Source organism: Streptomyces ambofaciens ATCC 23877, assembly GCF_001267885.1.
Classification (GTDB): domain Bacteria; phylum Actinomycetota; class Actinomycetes; order Streptomycetales; family Streptomycetaceae; genus Streptomyces; species Streptomyces ambofaciens.
Map to the genome: position 1 here is coordinate 1,836,986 of NZ_CP012382.1, position 16,843 is coordinate 1,853,828.

The 16,843-nt window shown below is 74.2% G+C and carries 18 protein-coding genes; 13 read left to right on the plus strand and 5 right to left on the minus strand.

All coding sequences use genetic code 11. From position 1 onward, the window contains the following. The first annotated feature begins 50 nt into the window (after nt 1–50). The 3 genes from SAM23877_RS08290 to SAM23877_RS08300 all read left to right on the plus strand — a co-directional run bounded on the left by SAM23877_RS08290 (nt 51) and on the right by SAM23877_RS08300 (nt 4,805). Nucleotides 51–1,535, plus strand: a complete 1,485-nt coding sequence (locus SAM23877_RS08290) for a tetratricopeptide repeat protein (protein WP_053128439.1) — start codon at nt 51–53, stop codon at nt 1,533–1,535. Then, entirely contained in the window at nt 1,532–3,043 is a 1,512-nt protein-coding gene (locus tag SAM23877_RS08295) for an urease accessory protein UreH domain-containing protein (RefSeq protein WP_053128441.1), read from the plus strand. Before SAM23877_RS08290 ends, SAM23877_RS08295 begins: the two co-directional genes overlap by 4 nt. 79 nt (nt 3,044–3,122) lie before the next feature. Next, the gene (locus SAM23877_RS08300; RefSeq protein ID WP_053128447.1) at nt 3,123–4,805 is read left to right on the plus strand and encodes a serine/threonine-protein kinase; all 1,683 of its coding nucleotides are present in this window, start codon (nt 3,123–3,125) and stop codon (nt 4,803–4,805) included. Here the strand turns inward: SAM23877_RS08300 and SAM23877_RS08305 are convergent. Continuing rightward, nucleotides 4,775–5,581, minus strand: coding sequence for an SGNH/GDSL hydrolase family protein (locus SAM23877_RS08305; RefSeq protein ID WP_053128449.1), 807 nt, complete (start codon nt 5,579–5,581; stop codon nt 4,775–4,777). The two genes, SAM23877_RS08300 and SAM23877_RS08305, sit on opposite strands and share 31 nt — an antisense overlap. A 620-nt stretch (nt 5,582–6,201) precedes the next feature. Here SAM23877_RS08305 and SAM23877_RS08310 point away from each other — a divergent pair. From SAM23877_RS08310 to SAM23877_RS08330, 5 genes are all read left to right on the plus strand, one after another. Further along, complete coding sequence (locus tag SAM23877_RS08310; protein WP_235614531.1) at nt 6,202–7,077, plus strand: glycosyltransferase family 2 protein; 876 nt, start codon at nt 6,202–6,204, stop codon at nt 7,075–7,077. Next, nucleotides 7,074–8,075 carry a glycosyltransferase family 2 protein gene (locus SAM23877_RS08315; protein WP_053128452.1) on the plus strand — a complete coding sequence of 334 codons (1,002 nt, stop codon included), beginning with the start codon at nt 7,074–7,076 and terminating at the stop codon, nt 8,073–8,075. The genes SAM23877_RS08310 and SAM23877_RS08315 overlap by 4 nt, the downstream gene beginning before the upstream one ends. A 34-nt stretch (nt 8,076–8,109) precedes the next feature. Beyond that, a complete protein-coding gene (locus SAM23877_RS08320; RefSeq protein WP_053142278.1) occupies nt 8,110–8,883 on the plus strand; it encodes a polysaccharide deacetylase family protein in 774 nt (257 codons plus the stop codon). Nucleotides 8,884–8,983: 100 nt separating this feature from the next. Further along, nucleotides 8,984–10,078 (plus strand): DUF5925 domain-containing protein, encoded by a 1,095-nt coding sequence (locus tag SAM23877_RS08325; protein ID WP_053128455.1) that lies wholly within the window; start codon nt 8,984–8,986, stop codon nt 10,076–10,078. A gap of 16 nt (nt 10,079–10,094) precedes the next feature. Further along, entirely contained in the window at nt 10,095–10,844 is a 750-nt protein-coding gene (locus tag SAM23877_RS08330; protein WP_053128457.1) for a DUF72 domain-containing protein, read from the plus strand. A gap of 70 nt (nt 10,845–10,914) precedes the next feature. On the opposite strand, the gene SAM23877_RS08335 is transcribed toward SAM23877_RS08330, so the two are convergent. Beyond that, complete coding sequence (locus tag SAM23877_RS08335; protein WP_053128459.1) at nt 10,915–11,283, minus strand: GntR family transcriptional regulator; 369 nt, start codon at nt 11,281–11,283, stop codon at nt 10,915–10,917. A 71-nt stretch (nt 11,284–11,354) separates the two neighbouring features. Between SAM23877_RS08335 and SAM23877_RS08340 the strand changes: the two genes are divergently transcribed. The 3 genes from SAM23877_RS08340 to SAM23877_RS41755 all read left to right on the plus strand — a co-directional run bounded on the left by SAM23877_RS08340 (nt 11,355) and on the right by SAM23877_RS41755 (nt 13,056). Then, nucleotides 11,355–12,284, plus strand: a complete 930-nt coding sequence (locus SAM23877_RS08340) for a GNAT family N-acetyltransferase (RefSeq protein ID WP_053128461.1) — start codon at nt 11,355–11,357, stop codon at nt 12,282–12,284. After that, nucleotides 12,265–12,783 (plus strand): ribonuclease FAU-1 family protein, encoded by a 519-nt coding sequence (locus SAM23877_RS08345; protein WP_053128463.1) that lies wholly within the window; start codon nt 12,265–12,267, stop codon nt 12,781–12,783. Before SAM23877_RS08340 ends, SAM23877_RS08345 begins: the two co-directional genes overlap by 20 nt. A gap of 138 nt (nt 12,784–12,921) precedes the next feature. Next, on the plus strand, nt 12,922–13,056 hold the full coding sequence (locus SAM23877_RS41755) for a hypothetical protein (protein WP_079030087.1): 135 nt from the start codon (nt 12,922–12,924) through the stop codon (nt 13,054–13,056). Between the two features lie 26 nt (nt 13,057–13,082). Here the strand turns inward: SAM23877_RS41755 and SAM23877_RS08350 are convergent, their stop codons facing one another. Further along, nucleotides 13,083–13,565 (minus strand): GNAT family N-acetyltransferase, encoded by a 483-nt coding sequence (locus tag SAM23877_RS08350; protein ID WP_053128465.1) that lies wholly within the window; start codon nt 13,563–13,565, stop codon nt 13,083–13,085. Nucleotides 13,566–13,742: 177 nt separating this feature from the next. Here SAM23877_RS08350 and SAM23877_RS08355 point away from each other — a divergent pair, with 177 nt between their 5' ends. Continuing rightward, nucleotides 13,743–14,804, plus strand: coding sequence for a lytic polysaccharide monooxygenase auxiliary activity family 9 protein (locus tag SAM23877_RS08355; protein ID WP_053128471.1), 1,062 nt, complete (start codon nt 13,743–13,745; stop codon nt 14,802–14,804). 75 nt (nt 14,805–14,879) lie between these two features. Here the strand turns inward: SAM23877_RS08355 and SAM23877_RS08360 are convergent, their stop codons facing one another. Beyond that, nucleotides 14,880–15,743, minus strand: coding sequence for an esterase/lipase family protein (locus SAM23877_RS08360; protein ID WP_053128472.1), 864 nt, complete (start codon nt 15,741–15,743; stop codon nt 14,880–14,882). Nucleotides 15,744–15,916: 173 nt separating this feature from the next. Further along, complete coding sequence (locus SAM23877_RS08365) at nt 15,917–16,363, minus strand: MarR family winged helix-turn-helix transcriptional regulator (RefSeq protein WP_053128473.1); 447 nt, start codon at nt 16,361–16,363, stop codon at nt 15,917–15,919. A gap of 93 nt (nt 16,364–16,456) precedes the next feature. Between SAM23877_RS08365 and SAM23877_RS08370 the strand changes: the two genes are divergently transcribed. Then, nucleotides 16,457–16,831, plus strand: coding sequence for a cupin domain-containing protein (locus SAM23877_RS08370; protein WP_053128477.1), 375 nt, complete (start codon nt 16,457–16,459; stop codon nt 16,829–16,831). Nucleotides 16,832–16,843: the final 12 nt, after the last annotated feature.

Here is a 16,843-nt window from a genome sequence, read left to right on the forward strand (position 1 = left end):
GTCCTTCCGTTCCCGATTCCCGTACGTCGTTCGAGCGCTCGAGGAGAGGCATGGCCCCGCAGAGGATCACCGGCGCCGGCAGTGGGCCGGCCGAGGCATCCGGCACGCCACCCGGGGCGGTGAGCCCCGGAGCCGGTGGCGCCGCGGTCTCCGGTGCCCGGCTCACCGGGTCCGGGGGGCGGACGGCCGCCGCGCGGCGGTTCGCCGCGATCGCACGGCGGCGGGGGGCGGGCCGGGCCGGCTGTGCCGTGCTCCTGGCCGTGGCCCTGACCGCCGGGTCCGTGGCCCTCGGCGGCGTACGGGAGGACCGGGACGGCGTCGCGGCCGGCGCGGCGCGCGGCGGACCCGGGCCGCTGAGCGCCGCCGGCCCCGACGCGAGCGTCCCCGCCCTCCAGGCCCGGCTCCGGGCCCAGCCGCGGGACTTCGGCGGCTGGGCGGCCCTCGGGCTGGCCCACGTCGAGCAGGCCCGCACCGACGGCGACCCCTCGCGCTACCCGCGGGCCGAGCAGGCGCTGCGGCGCTCGCTCGACCTGAACCCCGGCAACGACCAGGCCCTCGCGGGACACGCCGCCCTCGCCGCCGCCCGGCACGCGTTCACGGACGCGCTGGCGTACGCCGACCGGGCCCTGGCGGCGAACCCGTACAACGAACGCGCCCTGTGCTCCCGTATCGACGCCCTCGTCGAACTCGGCCGGTACGCCGACGCGGCCCGGGCCGCCGACACCGCCGACGCCCGGCGGCCCGGTGTCCCGGTCTTCACCCGGTACGCGTACGTCCGGGAGCTGCACGGCGAGGTGGGCACCGCGCGACGCGTGCTGGAGCAGGCGCTCGCCGCCGCCTCGTCCCCCGCCGACGTGGCGTACGTCGCGACCCAGCTGGGCCGGCTCGCCTGGGACCAGGGGGACCACGGCGCCGCCCTGCGCCACTACGCGCGTGCCCTCGCCGCCGACGACACCCACCTGCCCGCTCTGGAGGGACGCGCCCGGGCGAAGGCCGCGAGCGGGGACCGGGCCGGCGCGGTCCGGGACCTGGAGGCCGTCGTCGCCCGCCACCCGCTGCCGGGCCCCCTGGTGGCGCTCGGCGAGCTGTACGAGGTGCGCGGCGAGACGGCGAAGGCCCGTGAGCAGTACGCCCTCGTCGACGCCTGGACGGCCCTCGCCCGCGCCGGCGGCGTCGACGTGGACCTGGACACCGCCCTCGCCGCCGCCGACCACGGCGACCGGGACGCGGCCCTCCGCGCCGCCCGCGCCGAGTGGGACCGCCGCCGCACCGTGCACACCGCGGACGCCCTGGCCTGGGCCCTGCACGTGAACGGGCGCGACGAGGAGGCGCTGCCGTACGCCCGCCGGGCCTCCGCGACGGGGTACCGCAACGCCGTCTTCCTCCACCACCTGGGCATGATCGAGCGGGCCGTGGGGCGGGAGGAGGACGCCCGCCGTCACCTGTCGGCGGCGCTGGACCTCAACCCCGGCTTCTCCCCGCTCGGAGCCCGCGAGGCCCGGGCCGCGCTGAAGAGCCCGGAGGCCGGCCGTTGAGCCCCCGCCGCCTCCCGGTCCGCCGCGCCGCGGTCCTCGTCGCCGTCTGCGCCCTCGCCCTGCTGCCGGCGGCCGGGGCGGGCGCGCACCCGCTCGGCAACTTCACCGTCAACCGCTACGACGGTCTGGTCGCCGCCCCCGGCGAGCTGCGCATCGACCACGTGGAGGACCTCGCCGAGATCCCGGCGACCCAGGCCGGCCCGGACGTCGAACGGCTCGGCACCGCCGAGTGGGCCCGGCGGCGCTGTGCCGTCGCCGCCCGGGACAGCCGGGTCACCGTCGACGGCCGTGCGGTCGCCCTGGTCCCGCGTGGCGGCCGGGCGAGCGTGCGGCCCGGTCAGGCCGGACTCGACACCCTGCGCCTGGAGTGCCGGTTCACCGCCCCGCTGCCCGAGTCCGCCGAAACGACCGTCGTGTTCCGGGCCGCAGGTGCCTCGGCCGGCCCCGGCTGGCGGGAGGTCACCGCGCGCGGCGACCGCACGACGCTCACCGAGTCGGACGTGCCCGCGACATCGGCGTCGCGCGAACTGACGAGCTACCCGGAGGAGTCGCTGTCCTCCCCGGCCGGCACCACCGGCGCGGCCCTGCGGCTGCGGCCCGGCGGTCCCGCCCTGGACCGGGAACGGCAGGACGCGCCCGGCGCCTCCGTCCTGCCCCGGGGCGCCGACCGCTGGACCCGTGCCCTGGACTCCCTGGTCGCCCGCCACGACCTCACCCTCGGCCTCGCCGGTCTCGCCCTCGTCATCGCGGTCGTCCTGGGTGCGGCGCACGCCCTCGCACCGGGCCACGGCAAGACACTGATGGCCGCGACGGCGGCGGCCCGGGGAGGCCGGGCACGGCTGGGGGACGTCCTGCCGATGGCCGCCTCGGTGACGGTCACGCACACCCTGGGCGTGGTCGCCCTCGGCCTCCTGGTCACCGCGGGCTCGGCGGCCGCGCCCTCCGTCGTCGCCTGGCTCGGCGTCGCGAGCGGAGCGCTGGTGACCCTGGCGGGCGCCGGCCTCGTACGCCGCGCGCTCCGCGCCCGAGGGGGCGCACACGCCCACGCCCCCAGCCACGACCACGACCACAGCCACAGCCACAGCCACAGCCACAGCCACAGCCACCAAGGTGACCCGCACCGGCACGGTCACGGCCCGCACACCCACACCCACCCCGCCGCCCCCACGCTCCGCGGGACGATCCTCCTCGGATTCGCCGGCGGACTCGTGCCCAGTCCGTCCGCCGTGGTCGTGCTCGTCGGCGCGGCGGCCCTCGGCCAGGCCTGGTTCGGCCTGCTCCTCGTGGTCGCGTACGGCGTCGGGCTCGCCCTCACCCTCACCGCGGCCGGTGTCGCGGTCGTCCGCCTCGGCGGCGGGGTGAGCCGACTGCTGCGGCGGCGCCCCCGCTGGGCGTCGGGGCCGCTGGCCGGTGCGGTGCGCCGGGCCACCCCCCTGGGATCGGCGTGCGTGGTGATGGTCCTCGGGGCCGGACTGGTGTTCAGGGGGGCGGCATCAGCACTGGGCTGAGCTACTTCCGGGGTGAACGCGGGAGCGATTCCGGCCCGTTCCCGAGGCATGTCCGCGCGAGACGTCATAGGGGGCGCCGGTGTTCGAGGAACCTGGCAACGAGCGCGTGATCGCAGGCCGTTACCGTCTCCTGTCCCGCCTCGGCGAGGGTGGCATGGGCACGGTGTGGCGCGCCCGCGACGAGGTGCTGCACCGCGAGGTCGCCGTCAAGGAGGTGCGCGCGCCCGCCGGACCGCCGGACGCCGACGTGCGGCGGATGTACACCCGGCTGGAGCGCGAGGCGTGGGCCGCGGCCCGGGTCGCCCACCACAACGTGGTCACGGTGTACGACGTGGCCACCGACGGCGGCCGGCCCTGGATCGTGATGGAGCTGGTCCGCGGACCGTCCCTGGCCGACCTGCTGGAGGCCGAGGGTCCCCTGGACCCCCGGCGGGCCGCGCGGATCGGTGCCGAGGTGCTGTCCGCGCTGCGGGCCGCGCACGGCGCGGGGGTGCTGCACCGGGACGTGAAGCCGGCCAACGTGCTGCTGGCCGACGACGGCCGGGTGGTCCTCACCGACTTCGGGATCGCCATGGTCGAGGGCGACTCCGCGCTGACCATGACCGGCGAGGTCATCGGCTCGCCCGAGTTCCTCGCCCCGGAGCGGGCGCTGGGCCGCACGCCCGGTCCGGAGTCCGACCTCTGGGCCCTCGGCGTACTGCTGTACGCGGCGGTGGAGGGAACCTCGCCCTTCCGTCAGGACACCCCGCTGAACACCCTGCGGGCCGTCGTCGACGAGGAACCGCCGCCGCCTACCCGGGCCGGAGCGCTCGCGCCCGTCGTCCGGGGCCTGCTGCGCAAGGACCCGGCCGCACGGCTGCCGGCCGAGCGGGCCGAGCGGGAGCTGCGGCTCGTGGCCGGCGGGGGCGCACCCGCCGGGCCGGGCGCCCCGCGCGCCGGCACGGTGCCGGCCGGCCCGTACGGCCCGACGGTCGCGGCCCGTACCCGGTCGTCGGCCTCTCCGGCTCCGCCGGGGCCCGGGACCGCCACGACGGCCGGGTACGGGCCCGCGGGCCGGGACCGGCGCGTGCGGGCCGTGCTGGTCCTGGGGCTGGTCGCCTCGGCGCTGGCGCTGGCGCTGGCAGGACTGACGTACGCCCTGCTGAACCGCTCGGACGGCGGCGACGGCGCGGAGGATCCGGGCGAAGGCCGGGGACCGGGCGCGAGTGCGGGGGCGCCGGGCCATGCCGAGAGCGGTGACGGGCCCGGCCCGTCGGCCTCGGGCGAGGGCGACGGCGACGGCGACGGCGAGGACGAGGGCGCGGGGAGCACTCCCCCGCCGCAGTCGGTGCGGGTGTCCGTCGCGGGTGCGCACACCGAGTACGCGGGGCCCTGTCCCCCGCCGCGCCACCTGGCACCCGCCTTCACGGCGACGTTCACGGTGGGGCGGCTGCCGGCCCGGGTGGGCTACCGCTGGGTGACGGAGGACGGGGCGGTCTCCGACCGGGGGTGGCGGACGCTGTCCTTCCCCGCGGGCGGTGAGCGATCGCGGCAGGACACGGTCGTCGTCACGACGGATGACGAGGACGGGAGGTTCGGGGGTGCCGTCCGCGTGGAGGTGCGGGCACCGGTGGAGGCCACCTCGGACGCGGTGGCGTTCACCTTGACCTGCGAGACGGAGACGGAGACCCCGACGGGCGGGGCCTCCCCCTCCTCTTCTCCTTCTGCTTCCGCTTCCGCTTCCGCTTCCGGTCAGGCGGCGCTGTTGAGGACCGGCAGGTAGCCACCGGACTGGCCGGCCGCGGTCGGGTGGTACGACTCGCCGATGTTGAGCCAGTTCACGCTGTGCAGCCAGGAACTGCCGGAGCAGATCTCGTGCCCGGTGAACGTCGGCCGTACGTCGCCGAAGGTGAAGCCGTGGTCGGCGGCGCGCTTGGCGATGGCGGTGTTGAGGTGGTCGGCGGCGTCGTTGATCGCCTTCCGCTTGGTCTCGGAGAGGCCGAGGCAGGTGGCGCCGAGCTGGTAGAAGCGCGGGTAGCCGATGACCACGACCTCGGCGTTCGGGGCCCTGCCGCTGATCGCCGAGTAGACGCCGTCGAGGTTCGCGGGCAGCGTCGAGTCGACGTACGCCTTCGCGGTGGCGATCCGCGACAGGCAGGAGCTGTCGGACTGGAGCACACAGGTCATCATCACGTCGGCGAACCCTGCGTCGTTGCCGCCGACGCTGATGGAGACCAGTCCGGTGGCGGAGCTGAGCGGGCCGAGCTGACCGGCGAGAACATCACCCGTACGGGCGCCGGAACAGGCGGTGAAGTCGAACGTCGAGGGTGAGTTGGCGGCCGCCCACAGGTAGGGGTGGGCCTTCGTGCTGCGCTTGCAGTCGCCGCTGGAGGCGATGTAACTGCCCGCTCCGACGCCGGAGGAGTAGGAGTCGCCGAGCGCCACATAGCCGCCGGACACTGCGGGTTGGGCTGCCTGGGCGGTCGCGGCCCCGGTGAGGGCGGCGCCGGCGGCGAGGAGGACGGAAGTCAGGAAGCCGACAAGTCGGGAACGTCTCATGGAACCTCCTTTAGCAGGATCTCTGCGTGAACCGTGGTACCAGCTACGCGTGTTGACAGGAAGTGTCCATGCCAAAAAATGGCTGACGGTCGTTCAAAATCGGACGAAAACCGGCGGGAACACCTGTGCCGTCTTGACGGTCTCCGGAGAGCTGCGCCACATTGAGGCCCGGCATCTTGGGCTTCGGGGGGCAAAGCGGAACGGTCCGGGGGACCCACTCCGTACGAAATCGCCCCCTATGAAGAACAGATGGCGTTAAACCAACAAAAACGTGAGACCTGGTTCCAGGTCTTGCCATACGGGTTCAATCGTCAATACCGTCATACATCTCTCGCATCGGAACGTCGGCAAGCGGCTCAGGGGAGGGCTCGAGGCCGCGGCGGACCGGGCGGGAGGGCGCGGTAGGGGGGTGCCGTGCTCGGTGGCCGCACAGGCGACCGGGCCGTGCCGCGCGGTCGGCTGCCGTTTTCCTTCCGGCGCCGGCAGGCTTTGCCAGCTCGTCCGACACGTACGGAGCTCCGCTCCGCCGTGCCGTGAGACGAGAACCCCCCTTTCGAACCGGATACAGAGCCGGACCGTCCATGGGGCGGGCGGTCCGCCGGACGAGAGGGACCAGACTCATGAGCTCAGTTCTGCAGCCGGCGTCGACGGGCAACGATCCGTCACCCGATCCGTCACCGGCCGACAAGTACCGGCCCGTCTCCTCGCACCTGGCGATAGCACCGCCGGTGAGCGTGGTGATACCCGCCATGAACGAGGCGGAGAACCTTCCCTACGTCTTCAAGACACTGCCCGACTGGGTCCACGAGGTCGTCCTCGTGGACGGCAACTCCACCGACGACACGGTGGAGGTCGCCCGGGAGCTGTGGCCGGACGTCAAGGTCGTCGAGCAGCGCGGCAAGGGCAAGGGGGACGCGCTGATCACCGGCTTCAAGGCGTGCACCGGGGACATCATCGTGATGGTCGACGCCGACGGCTCGGCCGACGGCCAGGAGATCGTGTCGTACGTCTCCGCCCTGGTCTCCGGCGCGGACTTCGCCAAGGGCTCCCGCTTCGCCAACGGCGGCGGCACCGACGACATGACCTTCATCCGCAAGCTCGGCAACCGCGCCCTGTGCGCGGTGGTCAACCGGAAGTTCGGCGCCCGCTACACCGACCTCTGCTACGGCTACAACGCCTTCTGGCGGCACTGCCTGGACAAGATCGACCTCGACTGCACCGGCTTCGAGGTGGAGACCCTGATGAACATCCGGGTCGTCAAGGCCGGCCTGAAGGTCCAGGAGATCCCCAGCCACGAGTACCTGCGCATCCACGGCGTCAGCAACCTGCGCGCCGTCCGGGACGGGTTGCGCGTGCTCAGAGTGATCCTCGACGAGCGTTCCAACCGGCGTGCCCTGCGCAGCCGTACACACTCGCCGACGCTCGGCCCGGTCGGCGCCGTCGGCCCGGTGCGGGCGGTCGGCCCGGTCGTCCCGGTCCGGAGGAAGGCGTCTTGAGCGGTCCCGACGCCTCGCTCACGGTCTCCGTGGTGATCTGCGTCTACACCGAGGACCGCTGGGAGGACATCCTCGCGGCGGTCTCCTCGGTGCGGGCGCAGTCCCGCCCGGCCCGGGAGACGCTGCTGGTCGTCGACCACAACGAGGCGCTGCGGGGCCGGCTGTCGCGGGAGTACGCGGAGAGCCGGGACGTGCGGGTGCTCGCCAACGCGGGCCCCCGCGGTCTGTCCGCCGGCCGCAACACCGGCATCGCCGCCTCCCGCGGCGAGGTGATCGCCTTCCTCGACGACGACGCCGTGGCCGAGCGCGACTGGCTGCGGCACTTCGCCGAGGGGTACGCCGACCCGCGCGTGCTGGCCGTCGGCGGACGCACCGAGCCCGTCTGGGCGTCGGGACGCCGGCCCGCCTGGTTCCCCGAGGAGTTCGACTGGGTGGTGGGCTGCACGTACCGGGGCCTGCCGCCCGGCCGGGTCCGGGTGCGCAACGTGCTGGGCGGGAACGCCTCCTTCCGGCGCGAGGCGTTCGAGGCGGCGGGCGGCTTCGCCACCGGCATCGGGCGCGACGGCGACAAACGGCCGCTGGGCTGCGAGGAGACCGAGCTGTGCATCCGGCTCGCCCGCGCCCGCCCCGACGCCGTCCTGCTGATCGACGACCGGGCGGTCATCCACCACCGGGTGCCCGGGGCGCGGGAGCACTTCGGCTACTTCCGCACCCGTACCTATGCCGAGGGACTGTCCAAGGCGCTGGTGGCCCGCAGCGTCGGGGCGGACAAGGGGCTGGAGTCCGAACGCCGCTACGCCACCCGGGTCCTGCCGGCCGGGGTGGTGCGCGGTCTGCGGGACGCCGCGCTGGCCCGGCCGGGCGGGGCGGGACGGGCGGGCGCGATCGTCGCCGGGGTGCTCACGGCGGCGGGCGGTTACCTGGTGGGGACGGTGCGCGCGCGGCGGGGCGGGGTCGCCTTCTCCGTGGCGCCGGTGGAGGGGGGCGCGCGTGGCTGACACCCACGAGGACGACGGGCGCGTGCCGGTCCTCATGTACCACGCGGTCGCGGCGGAGCCGAACGACGCCACCCGCGCCCTGTCGGTGGCCCCGCGGGCGTTCGCCGAGCAGATGGCGGCGATCGCCGACCGGGGCCTGACACCGATCGGCACCGCGGAGCTGGCCGCCGCGTGGCGCTCCGGGCGCCCGCTGCCGAGGCGGCCCGTCCTGATCACCTTCGACGACGGCTACGAGGGCGTCCACCGGCACGCGCTGCCCGTTCTGGCCGAACACGGCTTCCCGGCCACCCTGTTCGTGTCCACCGGCTGGCTGCGGGGGCCGTACGACACCGGCAGGGCCCTGGACACCATGCTCGGCTGGGACCAGGTCCGCGAGCTGGCCGCCTCCGGTGTGGAGATCGGCGGGCACAGCCACACCCACCCGCAGCTCGACCAACTCCCGGAGGACCGGCTGCGGTTCGAGCTGATCCACTGCAAGGAGATCGTCGCCGACCAGCTGGGCGCGGCGCCCGTGTCCTTCGCCTATCCCTACGGGTACTCCGACCGCCGGGTGCGGCGGGCGGTGCGTGAGACGGGGTACGCGCAGGCGCTCGCCGTCGGCAACGGCCTGGCGCGCCGCGCCCAGGGCCCGTACGCCCTGCGGCGGGTCACCGTGCGACGGGGGACGGGGCCCGACGAGTTCGCCCGGCTGATCGAGGGCCGGGCGATCGCCCGCACCTTCGTGCGGGACCGGGCGCTCACCAAGGGGTACGCCGTGCTCCGCGGGACACGGCGGCTGCGGGGGTGGTGGTCGAGGGCCGGCGCCTGAACCGCCGGCCGTCGGCCCGCCACGCCGCGCCACGCCGCGGGTGCCGCGTGTCCCCGGGAAAGCGCGTGCACGCGGCGGCCGCGTGCCGGATCATGGCGGCATGTCCGTGAACCCGCACGACGCCCTGCCGATCAGGCTCAACGTCGACGACAGCGACTCGCCCTCCGATGTCGTCGACGCGCTGTTCCTCGGCCGTTTCGCGACGGGTGAGCAGCCCTTCGCCCACGCGGCGAACATCGACCGGGTACGGCCCGGGGCGACCCTGCTGCCGCCCGGCGCGCGGGTCCTGCGGCTCGCCCGCGACGACGACCGCAGCGCGACGCTGGCCGAGGGCGACGGCTGGACGCTGTTGATCTCGCGCTGGAGCCGGGGCGCCGACGTCACGGTCACGGCGACCAGCGCCGACCTGGCCGAGAAGGTGCTCGCCGACGCCACGGACGGTGCCGCGGACGAGCCCGAGCCGCAGCCGGAGAACGTCACGATGGGCTTCTGGTACGTCTCCCCGCGCCGCGGCCCGCACCGCACCACCCGGCAGATCTCCGCGGGCACCTGGGACGAGGTCCGGGCCAACTACACCGCCCCGGTCGCGGTGGCGTTGGACGGCCTGATGAAGACGACCCCCGAGGACATCGCGGGCCGGCTGCTGCTCCTGCACGGGCCGCCGGGCACCGGCAAGACCTCGGCGCTGCGCACCCTGGCCCGGTCCTGGCGGGACTGGTGCCAGGTGGACTGCGTGCTCGACCCGGAGCGGCTCTTCTCCGACGTCGGCTACCTGATGGACATCGCCATCGGCGAGGAGGACGCGACGGGCAAGGGCCGCTGGCGGCTGCTGCTGCTGGAGGACTGCGACGAGCTGATCCGCGGCGAGGCCAAGCACACCGCGGGACAGGCCCTCTCCCGGCTGCTGAACCTCACGGACGGGCTGCTCGGCCAGGGCCGCAACGTCCTGGTCGGCGTGACGACCAACGAGGACCTGGAACGCCTCCACCCCGCCGTCGTCCGGCCCGGCCGCTGCCTGGCCCGCATCGAGGTCGGACCGCTGACCCGCCGGGAGGCGGTCGGCTGGCTCGGCGGCGAGGAGGGTGTGGGCCGCGAGGGCGCCACGCTGGCGGAGCTGTACGCGCTGCGCCGCGGGACCTCGCCGACGGCGCTGCCGGAGCCGCGGACCGGTGCGGACGCGGGACTCTACCTGTAGCTGTTCTGATGGGGGTATGACCCTTTTCGTCGGCACGTCGGGCTGGCAGTACCGGGACTGGCGGGACGTCCTGTACCCGCCCGGGCTGCCCGTGCGGCTGTGGCTGGAGCGGTACGCGGCCGACTTCGCGACGGTCGAGATCAACAACGCGTTCTACCGGCTGCCGACGCGGGAGACGTTCGAGGCGTGGCGCGAGCGGGTGCCGGCCGACTTCGTGGTCGCGGTGAAGGCGAGCCGGTACCTCACGCACATCAAGCGCCTGCGGGACCCGGCGGAACCGGTCGACCGGCTGATGACCCACGCGGCCGGCCTGGGTGACCGCCTCGGTCCCGTCCTGCTGCAACTGCCGCCGACGCTGCGGGGCGACGCGGAGCTGCTGGACGCCTGCCTCGCGTGCTTCCCGCCCGGCACGCGGGTCGCGGTGGAGCCCCGGCACGAGTCCTGGTGGACGCCCGAGGTGCGCGGTGTCCTGGAGGCCCGGGGCGCGGCACTGTGCTGGGCCGACGTCCGGGCCCGGCCGGTGGCGCCGCTGTGGCGCACCACCGACTGGGGCTACGTCCGCTTCCACCAGGGGCGCGCCGCCGCCTGGCCGCGCTACGGCCGCCGGTCCCTTGCGACGTGGGTCCGGCGCATCCAGGACACCTGGCCTCACAGGGACGTCTACACGTACTTCAACAACGACCCGAACGCGGCAGCCGTCCGCGACGCACAGGTCTTCGCCCGACTGGCGCGGACGTCGGGGCTCCCGGTCACGCGCACGCCCTGAGGGGCGCGGTGAGGCGCGCGACGGCCACCGCGGATCCGCGGCCGTCCGCCGGGCCTCACCGAAACGGCGCTCACCCGCCGTAGGCCGCCCGCAGCGCGTCCCGCACGGCGGCCTCCGCGTTCTCCTCCGTGACCCCGAGCCGCCGTGCCCGCGACGCGTACTCCTGCGCGGCGGACGCCACCTCCCGCTCCGCCGCCGAGCCCGCGGCGGCGACGAACGTGCCGTTGCGCCCGCGCGTCTCGATCACCCCGTCCCCTTCCAGGGCCCGGTACGCCTTGGCGACCGTGTTGGCCGCCAGGCCCAGGGACTCGGCCAGTCCGCGCACGGTCGGCAGCCGGTACCCGACCGGCAGCACCCCCGACCGCGCCTGTTCGGAGATCTGCGCACGCACCTGTTCGTAGGGCGGGGCACCGTCGTCGATGTCGATCCTCAAGGTCACGCGGCGATTGTCCCGCACCCACGGAAAAATGGGAGGCAACCGCCCGCCGGACCGCCGTAGCGTGCGCTCACATGACCGTTCTCGTGCGCGACCTGCGTTCCGACGATCCGGCCGACGTCGCGGCCTTCGCCCGCGTCCGCCACCTCGCCCTGCCGTTCATCCTGTGGACGCCCCAGGCCGTCGTCCACCACCTCCTGCACACCCACCCGGACGCCCGGAGCCGGTCCCTCGTCGCGGAGGAGGACGGGGAGGTGATCGGCACGGCCCAGATCGGGCTGGTGCACGACAGTCCGGAGCCCGAACAGGCGTACCTGAACATCTACGTCCACCCGGACAGGGTCCGGCGCGGCGCCGGCGGGCTGCTGGTGCGCACGGCCGAGGAGCACCTCGCCACCGAGGGCGCGAGGAAGCTGTTCGCCTGGGTGCTGGACGAGCCCGCCCACCTGGCCTTCGCCGAGCGGCACGGCTACGAGCGGCGGCGGTCCGCCCACTTCCTCCGCCTCGGTCTGGCGGACAGCACCCTCCCGCCCCCGCCGCCCCTCCCCCCGGGCGTCGAACTGCGCACCGCCGCCGACTTCGCCGACGATCCGCGCCCGATGTTCGAGCTGGACGCGGAGACGCTGGCGGACGAACCGAGCGACGTCGCGATGGAGTTCACGGACTACGAGGCCTGGCTCGCCGAGACCTGGCGGCATCCGCTGCTGAACCGGGAACTGACCTCGGTCGCGGTGGCCGACGGCCGCCCCGTCGCCTTCAGCGTCGCCTACACCGACGGCGGCACCCGCTACTCGAGTGCGATGACCGGCACGGTCCGCGCCCACCGCGGCCGGGGCCTCGCCAAGCTCACGAAGACCGACTCCCTGCGCCGGGCCCGCGCCGCCGGGTGCACGGAGGCGTTCACGGGCAACGACACCGACAACGGCCCGATGCTGGCGATCAACAAGTGGCTCGGGTACGAGGTCTGCGGGACGGAGGTGCGGTATGTCCGCGAACTCGGCTGAGGCACCGACCGGTGTGGACGTGGTCCTGGTCAAGGCGGGCCGTACGAAGATCCGTTACGCGAGCCGGCTGCTGCACGACGACGGCACCCGCCTCGCCGTCCGCGCCCCCTGGGCCGGCACCGGCGTCCGCGACTTCGGCTTCGTCCGCTTCGAGGCGGGCGACGTCTTCACCGAGTACTACTGGCGCGACCGCTGGTACGCGGTGAAGGAGGTGCGGACCGGGACGGGCGTGCTGAAGGGCTGGTACTGCGACATCACCCGCCCCGCCGTGCTCACCGGCACGGAACTGGTCGTGGAGGACCTCGACCTGGACCTGTGGCGCTCCGCGGACGGCACGGACGTACGGCGGCTGGACGAGGACGAGTTCGCCGGGAGCGGGCTGGCGGAGCGGGACCCCGGGGCCGCTGCCGCCGCCGTGGCCGCCCTGGACGAGCTGGAGCGGCTGGCCCGAGGGAAGGGGTTCACCGACCTGCTGTCATCACCCGAGCGCTCACAGTGACGCCCGGTACCGACGGCACGGGCGTGGCACGGGAACGTGACAACCGCCACTGACAGGAATGCATCGATGAGCAAGTCTCGGGGAAAGGGTCTACCTCCGTGACAACGCGGAACCCGGTGGATCCGTAAGGAGGCAGCCATGCGCCGTCTGACCGTGCAGAAGCCCCTGAAGAAGACCGACGCCCGCCGTGTCCGCGAGGAGACCGACGAGCGCCCCTCGGGGCGCCCGGAGGTCCGCAAGGACATCGCGCGCACGTGGTGGCCGGACAGCTGACCGGGCCGGTCACGTCATGAGACGCGTCAGAGCAGCCGCTTGCGGTAGTGGAGGCGGTCGTAGGGCCCGTCCGTCCGGCGCTCCACGAGTTCGTAGCCGTACTTCGGGTAGATCTTCTGGTTCTCCCACATCAGGGCGTTGGTGTAGAGCCTGACCTCGGGCAGGCCCAGTGCCCGCGCGCGTGCGTCCACGAAGCGCAGCAGCCGTCGCCCCACGCCGCCGCCGTGTGCGTCGGGGTGGACGGCGATGCTGTCGAGGAACAGGTGGTCCGCGAAGACCTCCAGGACCACGACGCCCACCACTTCCCCGCCCTCGCCGGGCCCGTCGCCCTCGCCCGGCCTCGTCGCGACGAACACCTTCCCCGCGGCCACGTTCGCCGCGTGGTCCGCCTCCATGGGCCTGGGCACCACCGCGATGCGCTCGATGTAGGGGCGGTAGGCGGCGTCCGTGACGGCCTTCACCGCCGGCACGTCCGCGGTGACCGCCTGTCTGATCCGCTCTTGCGTCATGCCGCGAACGGTAGCTACCTGAGCCCAGCCTGAGCACTCCCTTAACGCGACCATAAGGATCTCCGTCACCCGCCTCCAGCAGGCGATTTCACGGTTTCCCGGGGCTAGCTTGCTGATCACCCCCACGGGTTCCGGCCCGGAGTCCACGTCCCCCGTGACCGTTTCGAGGAGTTCCCCATGCCCGCATCGTCCGCCTCCCGCAGGGTCGCCGCCGTCGCCGTCGCCGGTCTCGCCCCGCTCGCCCTGACCACGCTGGCCGCCGCCCCCGCGTCCGCGCACGGTTCGATGGGCGACCCGGTCAGCCGGGTCTCGCAGTGTCACGCCGAGGGGCCCGAGAACCCGAGGTCCGCGGCGTGCAAGGCGGCCGTCGCGGCCGGCGGCACGCAGGCGCTGTACGACTGGAACGGCATCCGCATCGGCAACGCCGCCGGCAAGCACCAGGAGCTGATTCCGGACGGCAAGCTGTGCAGCGCCAACGACCCGGCCTTCAAGGGCATGGACCTGGCGCGTGCCGACTGGCCCGCGACCGACGTGAGCAGCGGTGCGTACACCTTCAAGTACCGTGTGACGGCTCCGCACAAGGGCACCTTCAAGGTGTACGTCACCAAGCCCGGGTACGACCCGGCGCAGCCGCTGGGCTGGGATGACCTGGACCTGTCCGCCCCGGTGGCGACGGTCACCGACCCGGTCGCCTCGGGCGGGTTCTACACCTTCTCCGGCACCCTTCCCGAGCGCTCCGGCAAGCACCTGCTGTACGCGGTGTGGCAGCGCTCGGACAGCCCGGAGGCCTTCTACTCCTGCTCCGACGTCTCCTTCGGCGGTGACGGGGGCTCGGCCGCGGGCGGTTCGGCCCCGGCCGAGGACGCCTCCGGGGAAGCCGCTCCGGCTCCCGCGGCCTCCGCGCCGTCCGAGGAGCAGATCGCGGCCGCGGCCGACAGGTCGACGATCGAGCACCACGGCCACGGCGACCAGGACGCCCAGACGACGACGGACCCGAAGGACCCGGCCGGCCCGGACACCCCGGAGGCGGCGCCCGACGCGGCCACCGAGCCGGCCGCGGGTGAGCCCAACGAGGTCAGGGCCGCCGGCGCCGGCACCGAGAACCTCGCCGAGACCGGCGGGGACAGCACCACGCCCTACATCGCCGTCGGCGGTGCCGCCGCCCTCGCGGTGGGCGCGGCGGCGCTGTTCGCGTCGGTCCGCCGCCGTGCGCAGACCGGTGGCCGGCACGGCCGCTGACCCGGGGCACGGGGGGCGCGGGGCCTGTCGGGCGGCTCAGGCCGGACAGGCCCCGCGTGGTGTGCCGGGCCGGGGTCAGTCGAAGACCGAGGCGCAGGTGGTGGGCGTGGCGTGCGCCGGGTCCAGGGCGCCCGCCACCGCGTGGAAGGCGACGCGGTCGAAGAGCCCGATCGCCAGGTGCTCGGACAGGTCGACGGGGCACAGGTCCTGCAACAGGACGTTGCGCACCCCGGGGCCGCTCAGGTACTGGCTGCGGTACGGGGTGACCACCTGGTCGTACCGGGTGGCGAGGACGGTGTAGCGGACGCCGGGCACGGTGTCGCCGCCCTCGTTCAGCCTGGTGAGGACGTCGGAACCGACGACCTGGTCGGCGAGGGCGGGGGTGTGCTCGTCCAGCAGGTCCCCCACGCCGGGGAAGTGCGGCAGCAGCCGGGTGAGGCCGGACAGCGTGGTGCCGTGGTTGCTGGGCGCGATGCCGACCAGGGCGTTCACCTCGTCGGCTCCGCCGAGGAACTTCAGGTAGTAGCGGGGCATCATGCCGCCCTGGGAGTGGCCGACGATGTCGGTCTCGGCGGCGCCGGTCGCGTCGAGCACCTTGTCGACGTAGGCGGCGAGCTGCTCCGCGGACTTCTCGACCGGGCCGAGGCCGTGGAAGAACGGGACGCCGGGCAGTTGGCCGTAGTCGAGGGAGAAGACGCAGTACCCGCGGTCCTCGAGGTAGGGCGCGAGGCCCAGCCAGTTGTCGACGGAGTTCCCGAAGGTGCCGTGGACCAGGACGACGGGGCGCGGGTGGGCGGCGGAGGGCCGGCAGGAGTAGTCGTTCCAGCCGGCGCTCGGCCGCGCGTCGGCGGCCTGGGCGGTGGTGGCGGGGACCAGGGCGGCCACGGCGGTCAGCAGCAGCGCGGCCAGGGGTCTGAGCACTCGCTTGAAGGGCAGCATCGGGTGATCTCCTTGCGGCTCAAGGGAGGTGCGGCGGCAGGACGCCCTGTGATCCGGATCACGGGATGCTGTTCACTCATCAAGTTACGGTCGGGTAGTGCAGGCGTGAAGTTACGCGTCGGTAAAAACTTCCAGTGATAACCGGCACCGGTCGCGGCGCAGGTGACGAGGGGTCACCAGGTGGGCCGCAGGGGCCCGTTGGGGGCGACGCGCGCCAGGAGGCCGTGCAGCGCGCGCACCTCGACCTCGCCGATGACCTCGGCCCACGCGCGCACCGCCTCGGCCGCGGCCTCCTCGGCGGCCCGCGTGCAGTCCCACCCCCGCTCGGTGAGCACGATCAGCCGGGCCCGCGCGTCGACGGGGTGCGGTCGGCGTTCGGCGAACCCCTTGCGGACGAGCTCCTCGACGAGCTGACTGGCGGCCTGCTTGGTCGTGCCGAGGTGCGCGGCGAGGTCGGTGACCGTGGCGCCGTCCGGGGCGAGCCGGGCGAACGCGAAGCCGTGGGCGGGCCGCAGGCCCTCGAAGCCACGGGCGACGACGCCCTCGTGGATGCGCTGTGTGAGTCCGCCGGCGGCGGCGAGCAGCGCGGCGGACAGGGCCATGGCGTCGGAGTTCTGCACGGGGGAATTGAAACACCCTTGACGCATTGGTCAAGCAGCTTGACCATAGGGGAAGTAGTCAAGCAACTTGACCATTCAGCGAGGAGTCCCGCCATGCCCGTCGTCCGCTCGTCCGAAGCCGTGACCCACGAGATCCACGGCGCCCGCTTCGTCTCGTACGCCGCTCCCCGCACCGGCAGCAAGGAGCTGTGCGCCTGGCGGGGCGAGATCCCGGCCGGGACGAGGGCGCCCGCGCACACCGTCAACCGGGAGGAGATCTTCCACCTGCTCACCGGCGAGCTGCTGATCACCCTCGACGGCCGCACCGAGCGCGTCACCGCGGGCGACACGGTGATCATCAACGCGGGAGCCACCTTCGCCGTCGAGAATGACACCGACCGGACCGCGACGTCCTGGGTCACCACCTCCGTGGGCCTGGAGGCCGAGCTGGCCGACGGCACCCGGATCACTCCCCCGTGGGCCAACTGACCCGCGGGGGCC

Bases quoted from the DNA above. Each gene is read 5' to 3' on its own strand.
- SAM23877_RS08320 (WP_053142278.1), top strand. From the start codon at position 8,110: ATGTACCACGCGGTCGCGGCGGAGCCGAACGACGCCACCCGCGCCCTG.
- SAM23877_RS08345 (WP_053128463.1), top strand. From the start codon at position 12,265: ATGTCCGCGAACTCGGCTGAGGCACCGACCGGTGTGGACGTGGTCCTG.
- SAM23877_RS41755 (WP_079030087.1), top strand. From the start codon at position 12,922: ATGCGCCGTCTGACCGTGCAGAAGCCCCTGAAGAAGACCGACGCCCGC.
- SAM23877_RS08330 (WP_053128457.1), top strand. From the start codon at position 10,095: ATGACCCTTTTCGTCGGCACGTCGGGCTGGCAGTACCGGGACTGGCGG.
- SAM23877_RS08360 (WP_053128472.1), bottom strand. From the start codon at position 15,743: ATGCTGCCCTTCAAGCGAGTGCTCAGACCCCTGGCCGCGCTGCTGCTG.
- SAM23877_RS08370 (WP_053128477.1), top strand. From the start codon at position 16,457: ATGCCCGTCGTCCGCTCGTCCGAAGCCGTGACCCACGAGATCCACGGC.
- SAM23877_RS08325 (WP_053128455.1), top strand. From the start codon at position 8,984: ATGTCCGTGAACCCGCACGACGCCCTGCCGATCAGGCTCAACGTCGAC.
- SAM23877_RS08340 (WP_053128461.1), top strand. From the start codon at position 11,355: ATGACCGTTCTCGTGCGCGACCTGCGTTCCGACGATCCGGCCGACGTC.
- SAM23877_RS08305 (WP_053128449.1), bottom strand. From the start codon at position 5,581: ATGAGACGTTCCCGACTTGTCGGCTTCCTGACTTCCGTCCTCCTCGCC.
- SAM23877_RS08290 (WP_053128439.1), top strand. From the start codon at position 51: ATGGCCCCGCAGAGGATCACCGGCGCCGGCAGTGGGCCGGCCGAGGCA.
- SAM23877_RS08310 (WP_235614531.1), top strand. From the start codon at position 6,202: ATGAGCTCAGTTCTGCAGCCGGCGTCGACGGGCAACGATCCGTCACCC.
- SAM23877_RS08350 (WP_053128465.1), bottom strand. From the start codon at position 13,565: ATGACGCAAGAGCGGATCAGACAGGCGGTCACCGCGGACGTGCCGGCG.
- SAM23877_RS08355 (WP_053128471.1), top strand. From the start codon at position 13,743: ATGCCCGCATCGTCCGCCTCCCGCAGGGTCGCCGCCGTCGCCGTCGCC.